13 protein-coding genes are annotated in these 17,688 nt (G+C 63.7%); 4 read left to right on the top strand and 9 right to left on the bottom strand.

From position 1 onward, the window contains the following. Positions 1-7 precede the first annotated feature (7 nt). From AC6JA3_RS04790 to AC6JA3_RS04765, 6 genes are all read right to left on the bottom strand, one after another. Positions 8-1,297 carry an ABC transporter substrate-binding protein gene (locus tag AC6JA3_RS04790; protein WP_347782713.1) on the bottom strand — a complete coding sequence of 430 codons (1,290 nt, stop codon included), beginning with the start codon at positions 1,295-1,297 and terminating at the stop codon, positions 8-10. A gap of 135 nt (positions 1,298-1,432) precedes the next feature. Next, on the bottom strand, positions 1,433-2,740 hold the full coding sequence (locus AC6JA3_RS04785) for an MFS transporter (protein ID WP_347782712.1): 1,308 nt from the start codon (positions 2,738-2,740) through the stop codon (positions 1,433-1,435). 104 nt (positions 2,741-2,844) lie between these two features. Then, positions 2,845-3,486 (bottom strand): Poxvirus protein I5, encoded by a 642-nt coding sequence (locus AC6JA3_RS04780; RefSeq protein ID WP_081733345.1) that lies wholly within the window; start codon positions 3,484-3,486, stop codon positions 2,845-2,847. 32 nt (positions 3,487-3,518) lie between these two features. Beyond that, the gene (locus tag AC6JA3_RS04775; protein WP_091549702.1) at positions 3,519-4,442 is read right to left on the bottom strand and encodes a carbohydrate ABC transporter permease; all 924 of its coding nucleotides are present in this window, start codon (positions 4,440-4,442) and stop codon (positions 3,519-3,521) included. Next, positions 4,439-5,389 (bottom strand): carbohydrate ABC transporter permease, encoded by a 951-nt coding sequence (locus tag AC6JA3_RS04770; protein WP_026541331.1) that lies wholly within the window; start codon positions 5,387-5,389, stop codon positions 4,439-4,441. Before AC6JA3_RS04770 ends, AC6JA3_RS04775 begins: the two co-directional genes overlap by 4 nt. Positions 5,390-5,420: 31 nt before the next feature. Next, a complete protein-coding gene (locus tag AC6JA3_RS04765) occupies positions 5,421-6,707 on the bottom strand; it encodes an ABC transporter substrate-binding protein (RefSeq protein WP_026541332.1) in 1,287 nt (428 codons plus the stop codon). Positions 6,708-6,926: 219 nt separating this feature from the next. Between AC6JA3_RS04765 and AC6JA3_RS04760 the strand changes: the two genes are divergently transcribed. Next, positions 6,927-8,957 (top strand): beta-galactosidase, encoded by a 2,031-nt coding sequence (locus AC6JA3_RS04760; RefSeq protein ID WP_347782710.1) that lies wholly within the window; start codon positions 6,927-6,929, stop codon positions 8,955-8,957. A gap of 189 nt (positions 8,958-9,146) precedes the next feature. On the opposite strand, the gene AC6JA3_RS04755 is transcribed toward AC6JA3_RS04760, so the two are convergent. From AC6JA3_RS04755 to AC6JA3_RS04745, 3 genes are all read right to left on the bottom strand, one after another. Then, positions 9,147-10,523 (bottom strand): ABC transporter substrate-binding protein, encoded by a 1,377-nt coding sequence (locus AC6JA3_RS04755; RefSeq protein WP_347782709.1) that lies wholly within the window; start codon positions 10,521-10,523, stop codon positions 9,147-9,149. Between the two features lie 300 nt (positions 10,524-10,823). Continuing rightward, positions 10,824-11,762: a carbohydrate ABC transporter permease gene (locus tag AC6JA3_RS04750; RefSeq protein ID WP_026541335.1), complete on the bottom strand. Its 939-nt coding sequence runs from the start codon at positions 11,760-11,762 to the stop codon at positions 10,824-10,826. Beyond that, entirely contained in the window at positions 11,755-12,699 is a 945-nt protein-coding gene (locus AC6JA3_RS04745) for a carbohydrate ABC transporter permease (protein WP_026541336.1), read from the bottom strand. Before AC6JA3_RS04745 ends, AC6JA3_RS04750 begins: the two co-directional genes overlap by 8 nt. A 387-nt stretch (positions 12,700-13,086) precedes the next feature. On the opposite strand from AC6JA3_RS04745, the gene AC6JA3_RS04740 reads away from it, so the two are divergent. Genes AC6JA3_RS04740 through AC6JA3_RS04730 form a run of 3 tightly spaced genes read left to right on the top strand, consistent with a single transcriptional unit; the run spans position 13,087 to position 17,587 of the window. Further along, the gene (locus AC6JA3_RS04740; protein WP_347782708.1) at positions 13,087-14,373 is read left to right on the top strand and encodes an acetylxylan esterase; all 1,287 of its coding nucleotides are present in this window, start codon (positions 13,087-13,089) and stop codon (positions 14,371-14,373) included. Continuing rightward, positions 14,370-16,451 carry a DUF6807 family protein gene (locus AC6JA3_RS04735; protein WP_347782707.1) on the top strand — a complete coding sequence of 694 codons (2,082 nt, stop codon included), beginning with the start codon at positions 14,370-14,372 and terminating at the stop codon, positions 16,449-16,451. The genes AC6JA3_RS04740 and AC6JA3_RS04735 overlap by 4 nt, the downstream gene beginning before the upstream one ends. Continuing rightward, a complete protein-coding gene (locus tag AC6JA3_RS04730; RefSeq protein ID WP_347782706.1) occupies positions 16,448-17,587 on the top strand; it encodes a M24 family metallopeptidase in 1,140 nt (379 codons plus the stop codon). The genes AC6JA3_RS04735 and AC6JA3_RS04730 overlap by 4 nt, the downstream gene beginning before the upstream one ends. Positions 17,588-17,688 lie beyond the last annotated feature (101 nt).

Genomic DNA, 17,688 nt, shown 5'->3' with positions numbered 1-17,688 from the left:
ACGGGGCCTAGCTCAGCGCGCTCTTCGCCTCGTCCATGGCCTTTTTGGCGGCGTCAGCGGGTGACATCCGGTTGAAATGCACTTCCAGGCCATAGCGGCCAAAAGCTTCGACGGCGGAGCTGGAACCTGCCGGCGGCACCGGGACGGCGTCTCCCAGTTCGGAGGAGATCTCGTCGATGAACTTTGCCGTGGCTGCGTCTTCGGGGGTCAGTTTGGGAAGGACAGCAGCACGGACCTCCGAATTACCCGGGATACCGCGGTCCGCGAGGGCTATCTCTCCGGCCTCCACATTGTTGGCCAGGAAGTCGATGAGTTTCTGGACTTCGGCCGGGTGCTTGGTACGGGAGCTGGCGGACCAGAACTGCGAGGACTTGTAGAACTGCTTGGCACTCGCCGCGCTGCCGTCCGTGCTCGGCGGCCGGTGGATCTCCAGCGGCTGGCCCGAGGCCTTGGTGAGGGCGCTTAGCTGGTTGGACCAATACCAGGCGAGCCCGAACCTGTTGGTGGCCAGGCCCTGCTGGTCCACCGAAGCGGTGGCGTCCTCGGTCATGACCGAGGCGGGAGGCACGGCCTTGGAATCGCGCAGCTCGGCCTGGTACTCGTACCAGCCCGCCAGGTCTTCCTCGTCGAAGCCAAACTTGCCGTCGGCGGTGAACAGCGACTTGCCGTGCTGGCGGAACCAGAGATTCATGGGAGCGTCGCCGCTGACAGCTCCGGAGCCATAAACACCGCTTTTGCTACCCTCAGTGATGGCTGCCGCAGCCTTGTTGTATTCATCCCAGGTCCAGGTCTTGTCATCGGGCAAGCTGACACCGCTGGCGGTCAGGAGCGAGGGGTTGGCCAAGACCACTTGGGCGTTGACGCCGGCCGTGACGGCGTACTGCTTTCCATCAACCTTCCCGGCATCTGCCACGGCGGAATCGAACTTGCCGAGGTCTACGTCCTTCAGTTCCAGGAGGGCGCCGCGTTCGGCATATTCACCCAGGTAGGCGGCATCCATCTGAATGAGGTCCGGAGCGTCCTGGGAGGCCACCTGGGTGGCGAGCTTGTCCCAGTACCCGGACCAGTCGCCGTATTCGCCTTTGACTTTGATGGTGGGGTTCTCTGCTTCGAAAGCATCGATAAGTTTTTGGGTCATTTTGTGGCGGACATCCGAACCCCACCAGCTGAAGCGCAGGGTGACTGTTCCATCGGAGGCGGCCTGCGGCGAGCTGCCGCATCCGGTCATGGTGATGGCTACAACGGCCGCGGCGGCTGCAGCTTTGAGCGCGAACTTCTTTGTTGCACGAATCGACATCTGGGGTCCTTGTCTGGGCAGGGTGGGCTCTTGCAGATGCACGTCGGAGAAAACGCTTTCTCAGCCTAGGTGTGCTCTACATCACCAGTCAAGGGAGTTTTTGTTTGTTTGAGCTATCACTTATAACAAAAGCGCTCAGGCCGCGGTGCGGGCACGCCGCACCGAATAACGCCACAGCAGGAACCCGATCACAGCTGCCGACGCCATGCCGAGCGCACCGGTAACCACCAGTCCTGCCCTGACGCCAAAGTCCTCCGTCAGCCATCCCGCCAACAAACCACCCAGCGCGTGGCCACCCAGGAGCAACGGGAAGTACAGCGCCAGCACCCTGCCGCGAACGCTGGCCCCGGCTTCCAGCTGAACGGCCGTGGCTGCGCTGGTCAGGAACAGCAACGTCATGAAGCCCACCACAATGAGCATCACCACGAACCACTCCTGCGTGGGCATCAAGGCTGCCAGCAGTTGCGTCAGCCCGAAGAGCCCGGCGCTGGCCACGATTCCCTTCCGACCGAACCGCTTGATCCGGGTTGCCACCAATGCGCCCACCAGCGCGCCCAAAGCGCTGACGGTATTGAACAGGCCGAAACCGGCGGGACCACTGTGCCAGACCCTGTCCGCGAAAGCAGCCAGGACAACCGGGCCGTTCATGCCGAAGGCGCCCAGCAAACCAGCCAGCAGCATGGTCAACAGCAGGGGTGGCCGCTCGCGGACAAAGCGGAACCCGGCAAGGACCTGGCCACGCCGCGGTTCCTGCCCACGGACCTCCGGCGAATGGTGCAGCTCACCGGGCCTGATGGAGACGATCATGACCATCACCGCTGCGCCAATGCCGGCATTGGCCGCGAAGGCCGCTGCCGGACCTGCCTGGGCAATGACCACCCCGGCAAGCGCGGGACCGGCCATGGCACCGAGCTGGGCCACCGCACTGTTCAACCCGATGGCGGCAGGGAGTCCGGCGTCGCCCACAACCTCATTGACGAACACCTGCCGGGCGGGGCCGTCAATGGCGCTGGTGATGCCCAGCGCGATGCAGGAGGCGTAGACAACCCAGACGTCGGTGCCGCCCATGGCATTCCACACCGCGAGTCCGGCTGCCAGCAACGCCGCAACCGCCTGGCAGGCCAGGAGGATGCGTCGCTTGGGGAAAAGGTCCACCAGCACGCCGGAGAGAGGCCCAACCACCAGCATGGGCAGGAATTGGAGGGCGACGGCAAGGCCCACAGCGGCCGGGCTTCCCGTGAGCTGGAGAACCAGCCAGTCCTGCGCCAGCCGTTGCATCCACACCCCGCCGCTTCCCACCAGGGACAAGGCCACGAAGATCCGGTAATTGTGGTGCCGCAGCGGATAGTGCCAGGTTTCGGCGGAGCCGGCCCGTGGAGCGGGTTTGGTGGACTTGGTGGATTTAGCGGATTGGGGGCGCAGTGGGAACGGGCGCGGCGACACGGGGTGGAGTGCTCGATTCAGCTCTTGGGGTCGGTTTCTTATGGAGTTTTTGTACAGCTAATGCCCCTAAGGAGGCTCCTAAAGGGCATTAGCTGTACAAAAACTCAACGGTGGGAGCGGATCTTGATGGCTGCGGCTGCCAGGACCAGTGTTCCTGGAACAATCACGAACAACGCCTGCAGCATCCAGACGAAGACCACCGCCATGAAAAGGGCCGCAAGCAGCAGCAACGTACCGCTCCAGTCGCGCACGGAATCGTTCTTGGCGCTGGAATAGGCATCGGACCAGCGTTGCGGACCCGGCACTTCAGCCCGCGTCCGGCCGGCATCGCCGTCCCAAGTGACGCTGCCGCTCCAGTTGGCAGCGGTGCGGAGCAGCAGAACCGCACCTGCAGCGGCCAAAATCAGCGTCGCCGGCAGGATAAAGGCACGCCCGGGCAGTTGACCCACCAGTGCGAGCAAGAGGTTCAGGACAATCACGACGGCGGCTGCCGCCGTCGTGATTCCCAGCTTCCAACTGCCGGGCAGCGCACGGCGGAAATTCCCCCACAAGCTGCGGAGTGAGTCATCCCTGCCGCTGAGGTGCCTTTCGAGGTGCGCGACGCCGGCCGCATAGGCAGCCGGCGCCGTCACCAGGGGGACGGAGAGGAGGAGCACAATGACCCCGGCCAGGATGGTCTCGGCGAAGAGGGCGAAGCGGTTGACCGGGATGCCGGACTTCGGCGATGACTTGCCTGTGGCGTTCATGGTGCTCATTTCTGTATTCTCTTCCGTGTCCGTCAGCCTTTGAGGCCTTGTGTGGAGACGCCTTCTACGATGTAGCGCTGGAAGACGAGGAAGAAGACCAGCACGGGCAGCAGCGCCAGGACGGACATGGCGATCATGGCTCCGTAATCCGAGCTCTGGGTCTGGTCAACGAAGAGCCGCAACGCCAAGGGAAGCGGGTACTTTTCGGGAGTGTTCAAGTACAGCAACGGGCCCAGGAAGTCGTTCCAGCTCCAGATGAAGGAGAAGATCGACGTGGAGATCAGGGCAGGTTTCATCAGCGGAAGCATGATGGACCCAAAGATCCGGGCGTGGCCGGCGCCGTCGATGCGGGCGGCCTCATCCAGTTCGGCCGGGAGGCCCCGCATGAACTGGACCATGAGGAAGACGAAGAATGCGTCGGCGGCCAGGAACTTGCCGATCAACAGCGGCACGTACGTGTCCACCAGGCCAAGCTGCTGGAACACGATGTACTGCGGGATGATCACCACGTGGAACGGCAGGAGCAGGGTGGCGATCATCATGCCGAAGAACAGACCACGTCCGGGGAAGTTGATCCGGGCGAAGGCGTAGGCCGAGATGGATGCCGAGAGGACGGTTCCCACAACAGCGCCCACTGCCAGGATCAGGGAGTTGGTGAAGAACGTCAGCGTGGAGACCCCGCCAATACCGTCCATGGCAGTGACAAAGTTGTCGAAACTGAAGTTGGCCGACCACAGGGCGTTGTTGCCACCGCCGATCTCGGAGTTCGGCTTGAACGAGGCCGAGATCATCCAGATGGCCGGGTAGAGGACCACGGCCACCAGTGCCAAGGCAACAATGTGGAAGATGGTGCTCTTGATGCGCTTGGCTGTGGTGGACTCGGACTTCGGGTTGTAAGCCTGCGCCGCCGGGGGTTTCGTGGGAGCGGGCTGGGTGGGGGTTGCCATGGTTGTCATTTCGAATCACCGCTGTAGTGGACCCAGGACTTGGAGGTCTTGAAGAAGATCAGCGTGATGATGCCGACCACGATCACCAGGAGCCAGGCCATCGCCGAGGCGTAACCCATCCGGAAATCGGAGAAACCGCGCAAGTACAGGTAGAGGGTGTAGAAGAGGGTGGAGCCTGCCGGGCCGCCTTCACCGTTGGAGATGATGTAGGCCGAAGCGAAGATCTGGAAGGCGTGGATGGTCTCCATGAGCAGGTTGAAGAAGATCACCGGGGACAGCATGGGCCAGGTGATGTTCATGAACTTCCGGACCGGACCCGCGCCGTCCATCGAGGCTGCCTCGTAGAGGTCCACGGGGATCTGCTTAAGGCCGGCCAGGAAGATGACCATCGGAGCGCCGAACTGCCAGACGGTCAGCAGGATCATCATGCCCATGGTCATGTTGGGGTTGCCAACCCACCCGCCCAGGTTGATTCCGAAGAAGGACAGGCCTTGGTCAACCGGTCCGGAATCGCCGAACATGGCCTTCCATACGATGGCGATCGACACCGACGCGCCGATCAATGACGGAGCATAGAACGCGGACCGGTAGAAGCCCTGGCCGCGGCGCTTGCTGTTGAGGAGCATCGCGATCGCCAACGCCGCCGCCAGCTTCAACGGAGTACCGAAGACCACGTACTGCATGGTCACGCCTACGGACTGCAGGAAACGTTCGTCCTGGAAGAGGGACGTGTAGTTGTCCAGGCCAATCCACTTGGGGGCGTCGAAGAGGTTGTAGTTGGTGAAGGAGAGGTACAGCGAGGAAATCATCGGTCCTACGGTCAGGGCGATGAATCCCAGCAGCCATGGCAGCAGGAAGGTGTAGCCGGCGCGGGTGTCCGCTCCCCGCCGCCGCGATTTACGCGGCTGCGAGGGAGCGGAGGCGGCGCGCCTGCTCAAGGTTGGGCTTTGCGTCACGAGAGTAGTCCGTCAGTCATGAAAGCCTGGATCAGGCGTTCTGCTTGATAAGGTCTTCGGCTTCCTTGAACCACGCATCAGCTGCGCCGTCGATGGTCAGCTTTCCGTAGTTCAGGTCCGAGCTGACGCGCTTGAACGTTGATTCGAGCGTGCCGAAACCAACGATGGGCGGCTCCGGGGCGTCCTTGAGGTACTTCTCGATGGATTTCTCGTAGTCCACCACCAGCTTGTCGGTGCCTTCGAAGGTGGTGCCGTCGCGCTGGGTCTTCGACGCCGGCACGCCGCGGGAGGTCTTGAAGATCTGGCCGACCTCGGGATCGTTGACCATGAAGTCGATGAAACGTGCAGCAGCGTCCTTGTACTTGGTCTTGGCGCTGGCCACCATGAGCATGGAGGGCTTGAGGAACAGGCCCAGATTGTCCGGGTCATCGGAGGGAACGGGCACGAGCTTGAGTTCCTTCGCGCCGCTGTCAGCGAGGTATCCGGCCATGAAGTTGTCCCAGGTAACCTCAGTGGCAGTGACGTTGGAACCAAACGGGGACTTGGGCAACAGCTGTGTGGTCTTGTCTTCTCCCACAATGGCGCCTGTGCCGCGCAGGTCTGCGCTGAGGTTCCACCACTTCTTCAGGTCGTCTTTCGAGAAACCAAGCTTGCCGTCCTCGGTGAAGGCCTTGATGTCGTTCTGGCGCAACCAGATGTTGAAGTTCCACCAGACCCCGGTGTAGTCGGTGCCTCCAAACAAGGTCCCGTTGCCCTTCTGGCCAACCTCGGAAAGGAATGCGTTGAATTCCTTGTAGTTCCAGGAACCATCCGGCTCGGCGATGCCCAGGGAAGCGAGCTTGGCAGGATCGTAGTACACAGCGAAAGCATTGGTGCTGGTGGGGATTCCGTAGGTCTTTCCCCTGATCTGGCCGGAGGGCAGGAGCGACTTGTCGAAAGCGTCCGTGTTGATCTTCACGGTGCCCAGGTCAAGGAGCTGGTTCCGCTGGCCGTAGTCGCGGAGGTAGGAAAGATCCCACTGCATGACGTCGGGGAGGCCGCCGCCGGCGGCTTCGGTGGCGCGCTTCTGCCAGTATCCGGCGAAATCGGAGAAGTTGCCGTTGACCTTGACGTCCGGGTTCTTGGACTCGAACAGCGCAATCGCCTTGCGGGTGCGTTCTGCACGGTCGTCGTTGCCCCACCAGGTGTAGGTGATGGTGACGGGGTTGTCCGCGGATCCGGTTTGGGCCGGAGACGAGGACTGGCCACAGGCAGCCAGGAACGCGGCAGATGCGGTGCCGAGAGCCACGGTTCCGAGGAATTTCCTTCTATCAATCATGAGAGCCTCCTTGCTCAGTTGGTGCAAGCTTCCGGGATCTCTACAACGTGGCAGTGATCTCGCTTACACTCGTTCTGAATCGATACAATATCCCTAAATGCGAATCTGGGCAAGCGTTTTCCAATGAAGCTCTATCCCGCCTGTTTCCTCCGCTACGCTGCTTGCATACCTTCCGCCACCACAAAAGACTGAACCCGCCACCATGACGAAGGAGTCCCCTTGACCTCCCCCGAAAACACCGGCAGTCCAGCTGTCTGGAACGCCATCGATGGCCTCGCCTACGGCGGGGACTACAACCCTGAGCAGTGGCCGGAAGACATCCGCCTCGAAGACATCGAACTGATGAAGGAAGCCGGGGTGAACTTCCTGAGCGTCGCCATCTTCTCCTGGGGACTCCTGGAACCCACCGAAGGCAACTACGACTTCGGCTGGCTGGACGATGTCCTGGACAACCTCCACGGGGCCGGAATCAAGGTGGCCCTGGCGACGGCCACCGCTTCTCCCCCGGCGTGGCTGGCCCGCAAACACCCCGAAATACTGCCCGTCACGGCGGAAGGAGTCCGGCTGGAGCGAGGCTCGCGACGCCACTACACGCCGTCGTCGGCCGTCTACCGCAAGTACGCCACCACCATGACGCGCGTCATCGCCGAACGCTACAAGGACCACCCCGCCTTGGCGCTCTGGCACGTGGACAACGAACTTGGCTGCCACGTTGGTGAGTTCCACGGCGAAGAAGATGCCGCCGCTTTCCGGGCCTGGCTTGAGCGCCGCTACGGCTCCATCGAGGCCCTCAACGACGCCTGGGGTACTGCGTTCTGGTCCCAGCACTACGCCTCATTCGCTGAAATCATCCCGCCCGGCGCGGCTCCCACCACGCTCAACCCGGGCCAGCAACTGGACTTTGCCCGTTTCAACTCGTGGGTGTTCATGGACTACTACCGCGAGCTGCTGGAAGTGCTGCGCGAGGTCACCCCCAATGTCCCGGCCACCACCAACTTCATGGTCTCCAGCGCCACGAAAGCTTTGGACTACTTCGATTGGGCCAAGGACATGGACGTGGTCGCCAACGACCACTACCTGGTGGCCGCGGACCCTGAACGCGAAATCGAACTCGCCTTCAGCGCCGACCTCACCCGTGGCGTAGCATCCGGTCAGCCATGGATCCTCATGGAACACTCCACGTCCGCGGTCAACTGGCAGCCCCACAACCAGCCCAAAATGCCAGGCGAAATGCTCCGCAATTCCCTGGCCCATGTGGCCCGCGGTGCGGACGCCGTCATGTTCTTCCAGTGGCGGCAAAGCAAGGCCGGCTCGGAAAAGTTCCACTCGGCGATGGTCCCCCACGGCGGCCGCGACACGCAGGTGTGGCGCAACGTGGTGGACCTGGGCGAAGCACTGAAGAGGCTGGAACCGCTCAAGGGCTCCCGGGTGGAATCACGGGTAGGGATCGTCTTCGATTACGAGGCCTGGTGGGCCTCCGAACTGGACTCCCACCCCAACAATTCCCTGAAATACCTCGACACCATGCGCGCCTTCCACCGCGCACTGTACCTGCGCGGAATCACTGCGGATTTTATTCACCCCACCGGCGACCTCTCCGGTTACGACCTGATCCTCGTGTGCACTTTGTACTCTGTGACGGACCAGTCGGCCGCCTCGATTTCCGCCGCCGCGGAACGTGGCGCAACGGTGCTGGTCAGCTACTTCAGCGGGATCGTCGACGAACGGGACCACGTCCGGCTCGGCGGCTACCCGGGTGCTTTCCGGGACTTGCTGGGGATCCGCAGCGAGGAATTCCACCCCCTGTTCCCGGGCACTTCGGTGACCTTGAGCGATGGAACCGTGGGCTCCGTGTGGAGCGAGCACGTGCACGTTGCCGGGTCCGCCGGTGCTTCGGCGGAGGTTCTTGCGACCTTCACCGATTACCCGCTCGACGGCGTTCCGGCCCTGACGCGCCGATCCGTCGGCAACGGTTCGGCCTGGTATTTGGCCACGCTTCCGGACGCGGCCGGCATCGAGGCCCTGACCACCCGGCTGGTGGAGGAAGCGGGGGTGAGGGCCGTGGCCGAGGCGAGCGCCGGCGTCGAACTTTCCCGCAGGCGCGCCGACGACGGCCGTACGTTCCTGTTCGCCATCAACCACAGCCGCGAGGATGTCACGGTCAAGGCCGACGGCGCCGAGCTCCTCAGTGGACTGCGCTTCACGGGTGTGGTTCCCGCTGGCGCCGTGGCCGTCATCGCGGAGGACTAACCCAAGCAGGTGACAGCACATAGGGGCAATGGGTCCCCAGAGCCCCATGTGCTGTCGCCAGGCTGGCGCGCGCAAGGCTGTCACAAGGCTGGCGCGCGCAAGGCTGTCACAAGGCTGGCGCACGCAAAAAACCGCGCCCCGGGCGGATCACGAATGATCCGTCCGGGGCGCGGTTGTGCTTCAGGAAAGTCAGCTGATGGCGGACTTCATTTCGTCCACAGCCTTCTTGCCGGCCTCTTCAGTGGAAAGCCTGTTGAACAGGACCTCCGAGGTGTAGCGCTTGATGATTTCCTGGATGGCGCCTGCACCCTTCGGCGGCGCCGCAGGGGCATCGCCAAGCTCACCCTTGATCCCGTCAATGAAGCTGACAACCTTGACGTCTGCCTTGGCCAGCTTGGGGGCTATTGCCTCGCGGACCTCCGAGTTGGGGTACACGCCGCGGTCTGCCAGGAGTGCCTCGCCGGCCTTGACGTTGTTGGTCAGGAAGTCGATGAACTTGGCGGTTTCCTCCGGGTGCTTGGTGCGCGATGATGCGGACCAGAACTGGGAAGCCTTGTACCAGAGCTTGGCGTCGTCAGCCTTGCCGGTCTTGGACGGGAAGCGCAGGATCTGCAGTTCACCGCCGGCAGCCTTCTCAAGGGCCGGGAGCTGGTTGGACCACCAGAAGGCCAGTCCGTTCTTGCCGGTGGCCAGGCCGCTCTGGTCCAGCGGAGCAGCTTCGGCTTCAACAACTTCAGAGGCCGACGGAACAGCCTTCTTCTCGCTCAGTTCCTTCAGAAAGCCCCACCATTCGGCGATGTCCGAGGGCTCGAAACCAAGCTTGCCGTCTTCGGTGTAGAGGGACTTGCCGTTCTGGCGGAGCCACACTCCCAGGGACGCTTCGTCCGTGCCGTAGGCTGCAGCGCCGTAGGTGCCCTTGGGCGACTTGGCGGTGACCTCGGCAGCAACGCGCTCGAAGTCTTCCCACGTCCAGGTCTTGTCATCGGGGATGGCAACCCCTGCCGCCTGGAACACCGCAGGGTTGGCAAGGATGGTGGCGGCGTTGATGCCGGCGGCAATACCGGTCAGGCCCTTCTCGCCCTTGCCTGCTTCCAATGCGGCCGCGTCAAGCTTGGAGGTATCGATCTTGTACTTGGAAAGGTCAAGCAAGGCCCCGCGGGTGGAGTACTCGGTGATGTACTTCTCGTCCATCTGGATGATGTCCGGAGCGTCGTTTGCTGCCACCTGCGTGGCCAGCTTGTCCCAGTAGCCGCTCCAGTCGCCGTACTCGGGCTTGATCTTGATGTTGGGGTTCTCGGCCTCGAACGCAGCGATGGCTGCCTGGGTGACCTGGGCGCGCTTGTCGCCGCCCCACCATGCGAACCGCAGCTCCACCTTGCCGTCGGCGCTCTTGGCTTCGGATCCTCCTCCGCCGCCGCAGGCGGTGAGGGCAAGGACGGCTGCTGCCGTGGCAGCTACCAGGGCCGAGGCGCGAAGCTTGCGCTTGGTCCTCCGGGCCTTCGGTTCCTGGGCCGTGGGGTTATGTGCTGCGGGGGCGACTGCTTCACCCTTGTGATGTTCCGGCACTGTTGTCTCCGATCTTCATTGATCCTGATGCGAATGGGAAAGCGTTTTCTTACTGCTCATTATGATACAAGTCACAATCTTGTATTACAAGATAGAAACTTGTCCTAGTTGTTGGATTACCCGACGCCGGTACCCACCAGCGGCGGTTCGCCCGACGCCGGCACTCACCAGCGGCGGTCCGCCCGACGTCGGCGGGACCGTCCGCCGTCGATTGGCTGCTCCGGCGTCGAACGCCCGGCAGTTGGCGGCATCCATCGGAAGGGGGAGGCAACCGCCACCCCCTTCCGGAGATGGTTCCGCCTATTTGATGCCGGTGGTGGCGATGCCCTTGATGAGGAACCGCTGGCCGAACAGGAAGACGAGGAACACCGGGAGCAAGGACACGATGGACATTGCGAACAGCGATCCCCAGCTGGTGGCCGACTGCGAGTCAACGAAGGCCCGCAGTGCCACCGGAACGGTGAACATGTCCGGATCCGTGAGGTAGATCAGTGCGCCGAAGAAGTCGTTCCAGGTCCAAATGAACGTAAAGATGGTGGTGGTGGCCAGGGCCGGGACCATCAGGGGCAGGATAACGCGGAGGAAGATCCTGGGGTGGCCGGCGCCGTCGATGCGTGCTGCTTCATCAAGGTCCTTGGGAATGCCGCGGATAAACTGGACCATCAGGAACACGAAGAACGCGTCGGTGGCCAGGAGCTTGGGCACGATCAGCGGCCAGAACGTGTTTACCCAGCCGATCTGGGAGAACAGGATGTACTGCGGCACGATCACCACGTGGAACGGGAGCATGATGGTCAGGAGCATGATGCCGAAGAAGATCTTCTTGCCGCTGAACTGGAGCCGGGCAAAAGCGTAGGCAGCCATGGAGCAGGAGATCAGGTTGCCCAGGATGGAGCCCAGGACAACGATCGCCGAGTTGATCATGTAGTGACCGAACGGGTGCGTCAGCGCGGACCAGCCATCGGTGTAGTTGCTCATTTCCAGGTTTTCCAGCCACAGGCCCGGTTCGCGGAAGATGAGGTCGTTGGGCCGCAGGGAAGAAACCACCATCCACAGCAGCGGGTAGATCATCACGCCGCCCACGATGATCAGGATGGCGTGCTTGACCAGGCCTTTGATGCGGGCGCTGCGAGAGAAAGCGAGGCTGCCGCGGGATTCGCGGCGGCGTGGGCCTTTTCCGGACCTGCCGGCCTTGGCGTCGTCGGAGGATGCTGCGGGGAGGGTCTGGAGTTTAGTCATCGTAGAACACCCAATACTTTGAAGCGATGAAGTTGATGGCAGTGAAGGCACCGATGATGACCAGCAGGAACCAGGCCATCGCTGAGGCGTAACCCATATCGAACTGGCCGAAGCCCTTTTGGTACAGGTACAGGGTGAAGAACATGGTGGAGTCGGATGGTCCGCCGTTGCCGCCCGAGACGATGAACGCCTGGGTGAACGACTGGAACGAACCGATGATCTGCAGCACCAGGTTGAAGAAGATGATGGGGCTCAGCATCGGCAGGGTGATCCGCCAGAACTTCTGCAGTGTGGTGGCGCCGTCAACTTCGGCAGCCTCGTAGTACATGGTGGGGATCTGGCGCAGGCCGGCCAGGAAGATGATCATGGGACTGCCGAACGTCCAGACGTGCAGCAGGATGATGGAACCAAGCGCGGTGTTGGGATCCGAGATCCAGCCCGGCCCCTCGATGCCCACCATCGCCAGGACCTGGTTGACCAGGCCCGTAGTGCCGAAGATCTGCTTCCAGAGGATGGCAACTGCCACCGAACCGCCCAGCAGGGACGGCAAGTAGAAGATTGACCGGTAGAACGGAAGTCCGCGGAGTCCCTTGTCCAGGACCAGGGCAATCACCAACGCAACTGCCAGCTGCAGCGGAACACCCACCAAAACGTAGGTGAAGGTGACGCGCAAGGAGTTGTGGAGCCGGGCGTCGCCGAACATGCGGACAAAGTTGTCCAGGCCCACCCATTCCGGGGGCTGCAGGAGGTTGTAGTCCGTAAAGGACAAGTACAACGACATCAGCATGGGTCCCACGGTGATCAGAGCAAGCCCAATCAGCCAGGGAAGAAGGAAGACGTAGGCGGCCTTGTTGTCGCGGCCGTTGGCCTTCTTCTCTTCCTTCGTCATGGGGCCCTTGCGGCGGGTCATCGTTGAGAGTTCGCCTATGGCGCTCATCGCTTCCCCCTCGCCGGCCCGCGAACGCCTTGCGGCGTCCCCGTGTGTAGTACAGCGGCCATGTGGTCTCCTTTGGTCATCGTGGCCATCCACGGACTTCGAGTCTGGTTGGTGCTTGCCTTCGGGGGCGCCGGTGTTCCTGGCAGTTCCCCTGAGGGACCAGGATTTGGGTCCCGGGCTTCAGCGGCTCCGTACCAAAGTAAACGTTTTCTTGACCCATGTACAGCCTTTTGCTAATTTTTGAGAAAGCGTTTTCTGATGAAGCCGCCGAATCTGATTTCCCCACGCTGAAGACGCCCGGCGTGCGCCCCCGCACACCCTTGACGCATCGATAAGGCAGGACACTATTGTTCCCCACCGACTGCGACTGCCATGAGCGCGGCTGACATGGCAGATACGCCCATCCGCCCCAGCGCTGTGGCCCGCTACGAAGACTGGCCGGACTATGCCGTCCGCCACCGCTTCACCGCGGCCACCCCCGCAGCACAGCAACTGGCCGACACACTCGGCGTGCCCTCCGTAACACCGGATCTTGACTACACAGTGCATAGCGAAGCCGATCGTGACGGCGTTACCACCTCGCATTTGTCGTGGCAGTTGGGGTTCGGTCCCAGGACCTCGGCTTGGTTCGTCCGGCCCACCGGCGAAACACGTCCGCTTCCCGGCATTCTTGCCCTCCACTGCCACGGCGGAGAAAAGGCTTACGGAGCCGAGCGGCTCGTGTCCCTTCGGGAGGGCGCCTTTGCGGAGCGCTCCCTTCCGGACGGCCCCTTCGCGGAGGGCGCCCTTCCGGACAGGAAACAGACTGACGACGGCGGAACCCCCACCGGTGTCTTCTCCGGTCACAACCTGCAGCCCTTCGGCCCGATCCCGGCCGAGGTGAGGGAAAAGCTCTACGACGGCCGTGCACTCGCCACCTGGCTTGCTCAGCAGGGCTTCGCCGTACTGGCCCACGACACCTTCATGTGGGGAAGCCGCCGCTTTGGCCTGGACACCCCGCCCTGGCGGACCGCCGCCGCCGTCAACGGCCGGCAGGCACTGTGGCGGGAGGCCGGCGTCGAACCTTCCGCGGCGGAGATGTACAACGCAGCGGCCGCCGCCCACGAGGAAACGGTGGCCAAAGCCGCAACACTGCTCGGCAGCAGCGTCGCGGGCACTGTGGCGCATGACGACCTCGCCGCGCTGGACATCCTTTCAACGCTCCCCGGGGTGGACGCCGAACGGCTCGGCTGCCTGGGATTCTCCGGGGGCGGCGGGCGCGCCATGGTCCTCGCGGCGCTGAGTCCGCTGATCCGCAGCTACGTGGTGACCTGCATGATGACCACGTTCGGCTCGCTGCTTCCGGCCTACCTTGACGCCCATTCCTGGCTGCTTCATTCCCCAGGCCTGTCCAGGCTGGGCGAATGGCCGGACCTGGCTGTCCGTTCCGCCGCCGAAAAGGTCCTGGTCCAGTACGGGCTGGCCGACCCCCTGTTCCCCGAACAGGGAATGCGCGATGCCCACACACACCTGCTGGAGCACATGCCCGCACGTTATTCCGGCAGCTTGTGGCACGAACCCCACGTCTTTACCCGGGCCATGCAGGAAGAGGCTTCGGCCTTCCTCGCCGCAGCCCTGCGCCCTACCCCATCCGGGACTTCCCCAACACCTGAGCCCGCTAGGACAGACTCATGACCCAGCCCTTGACCACAACCGCTCCGGAAGTACGCCCCCGGCTCCCCCGCGTAGCCCTGGTGGGTGTCCACGGATTCGGCGAAAGGCACCTTGCCAACCTGGATCGGCTCACGGCTGCCGGCACACTGGAACTGGTGGCTGTGGCCGATCCCCGCCCGCCCGCAGAGGGGAAACTGGCCCCCGGTGTGGAGGTCTTCCCTTCCCTGGACGATCTCTTGGCGGCAGGAACCGCGCCGGATGTCGTCATCATTTCCACGCCGATCCAGACACACGCACCGCTGGCACTTGCTGCCCTCAAAGCCGGGTCCCACGTGTACCTGGAAAAGCCGCCCGTAGCGTCCATGGCGCAGTACCAGGACGTCATGGCCGCGGCTGCGAGCGCCGGCCGGCTGGTGCAGGTGGGCTTCCAAAGCCTGGGCTCCGAAGCCCTTCCCGCAATTGACGCCCTGGTGGCCTCCGGTGGGATCGGTGAGGTCCGCGGTATCAGTGCCACCGGGTTGTGGCTGCGGAACCGGGCCTACTTCAAACGGTCGCGGTGGGCCGGGAAGCGCAGCCTGAACGGAACGGACGTGGTGGACGGCGTTGTCACCAACGCCTTGGCGCACGCCGTGGCAACAGGGCTGCGGCTTGCCGGCGCCCGCACGGTCTCTGACGTGGCCTCGGTGGAGACGGACCTCTACCGTGCCAACGACACCGAAAGCGATGACACCTCGGTGGTGCGTGTCCGGACCTCCAGGGGAGACGGATTCAGCGGCGCACCGGTAGTAACCTGCGCCCTGACGTTGTGCGCCCCGGCACAGTCCGCGCCCACCGTGACCATCTACGGCACCTCGGGGCAATTCACACTTTTCTATACCGAGGACCGCGTGGACTTCACCACTGCCGACGGCACGCGGAGCCAGTCGTTCGGACGGACGGACCTGTTGGAAAACCTCTTGTCCGCACGCACGGAAGAAGACCTGCTCAGCCCGCTCAGCGGCGTGGGCGCCTACGTTTCGGTGCTGGAGGCGATCCGCACGGCCGAGCCGCCCCGGCAGATCCACCCGGACTTTGTTACCTGGGAAGGCGAGGGCGATGACGCCCACCCCGTGGTGCACGGCATCGAGTCCCTGATCCGCCGGGCAGCCTTGGGACAGGCGACGTTCGCCGAGCTGGGCGCGCCGTGGGCCGCTTCAGCCGGGCCCGTTCCGGACACTTTGGAGATCAACGGCACCCCCGTGGCTGCAGTGCAGGACGGCGCCCTGGTCCGGCCCACGTCCTCGCCGCGGCCCTACCTGCACCCTGTGCGTACGTTCGCCGGAACCATAGTTACCGATCACATCCCCGAGGACCATGTCTGGCACCTGGGAGCAGGGGTCGCCCTCCAGGACGTGGACGGCATCAACTTCTGGGGCGGCCGGACCTACACCCGGGACGCAGGCGCCTACGTCTGGCGCAAGGATCACGGCATGATCGTCACTGATTCCGTGGAGCACACCGACGGTCAGCGACGCGAACAGCTGAGCTGGCTGGGGCCCGACCGGTCACCTGTACTGCGCGAAAAGCGCCAGTGGCGGTGGTCCGCCGTCGGGGATTCAGCGTGGAAACTAACGCTTGACTTCACGCTGGACTCAGCCACGGGACGTCCTGTGCTGCTGGGCAGCCCGGGTTCCAATGGCCGGCCGCAGGGCGGTTACGGCGGCTTCTTCTGGCGGCTTCCCAAAGTTGGCGATGCGACGATATGGACGCCCGACGCGCGGGGCGAGGACGCCGTGCACGGGAGCGTGTCGCCATGGCTGGCGTGGTCCGGGACGTTCGACGCCGGAACAGCCAATCCAGCGCATGTCACCGGCGATCCCGATCCCGGGCTGGGGCACCCGGCGACCCTCGTGTTCCTGGCCTCGCCGCAGGCACCGGACCCATGGTTTGTCCGGCACGAAGGCTACCCCGGCGTCGGCCTTTCGCTCGCCTGGGACGCTCCGGTGACCACAGAACCGGGCCACCCGGTCCAAAGGACTGCCACCATCCTCATCACGGATGGCTTCCTGGCCACACAAGACATTGAACGACTCATCTCAACTTTGGGGGAACAGGCATGACCACACCTACTCAATCGACACCCATGGCCGGGCAGGCCCCGACGCCGGCATTGGCGCCGGCCGGACGCACTGCTCCCGCCAGCGCCGCCGACCGCGCAGTGAAGCGCCGCCGCGTGCTGGACATCCTTGATGCCGCCGGCCGCGACTCACTCCTGCTCACCTCCAACACCGCCCTCACCTGGTACCTGGACGGGAGCCGGGTACACATCAGCCTTGCCGGCGACCCCATCGCGGCCCTGCTGGTGGACCGCGAGGGCGACCATTTGGTGACCTTCAACAACGAGGCCGGCCGGATCGCGGCCGAGGAACTGCCTGCGGATGTCAGCCTCCACACGGTGCCGTGGCACGGCCAGCTGCATGCAGTCGCCGCCGGGTTGGCCGTTGATGGTGATCCGTTGGTCGAAGCGGCGGTCACCACCGAACTCCGTGCCGCCCGCCAACAGCTCCTCCCGGCCGAAGCCGCCCGCTATGCCGGGCTCTCAGCCGATGCCGCAGCCGCCATGACCGATGTCCTCACTGCTGCGACCCCGGAAACCACGGAATTCGAGCTCGTGGCTGAACTGGCCGCACGGATTGTTTCAGTGGGCGCCGAGCCGCTGGTCTTGCTCTGCAACGGTTCGTCCCGGAGCGACTTCCGCCATCCTTTGGCAACGCACTCCCCCATCGGGCGCCGTGCCATGGCTGTGGTGTGCGCGCGTCGGAACGGCTTGGTTGCCAACGTGACCCGGTGGGTGGCGTTCGACGCCGGTACTCCCCTGGAGCTCGACGCCGAGGCACGCATCGCTGCCGTTGAGGCCGACATTTTCCGCGCCACCGTCCCCGGTGCAAGGCTCAACCAGGTGTTCTCTGAAATCCAGCAGGCCTACGCCCGGCACGGTTTCGGCGAGGACCAGTGGACGCTGCACCACCAGGGCGGCCCGGCTGGTTATGCCGGCCGTGATCCCCGAGTCACCGCTGAAGTCACTGACACGATTGTGCTGAACCAGCCCTTTACCTGGAACCCGTCCGGCCCCGGGGTGAAGATCGAGGACACTGTGCTGCTCACGGAATCCGGCCTGCAGGTCCTGACCACTGATGACCGTTGGCCAACCACCGACGTTGACGGCCGCCGTCGTCCGCTGACGCTTCGCCCGTAACGCCTGACTCCCCACACGAAAGGGGCGGGGTCACCGTAATGGTGACCCCGCCCCTTTTTGTCTCTCCTGACCCAAGTAGGTCGTAATCAATTGGGCCCCGT

Source organism: Arthrobacter sp. TmtSoilC79 (assembly GCF_059739405.1).
This window is presented reverse-complemented; position numbering and strand designations above follow the sequence as displayed.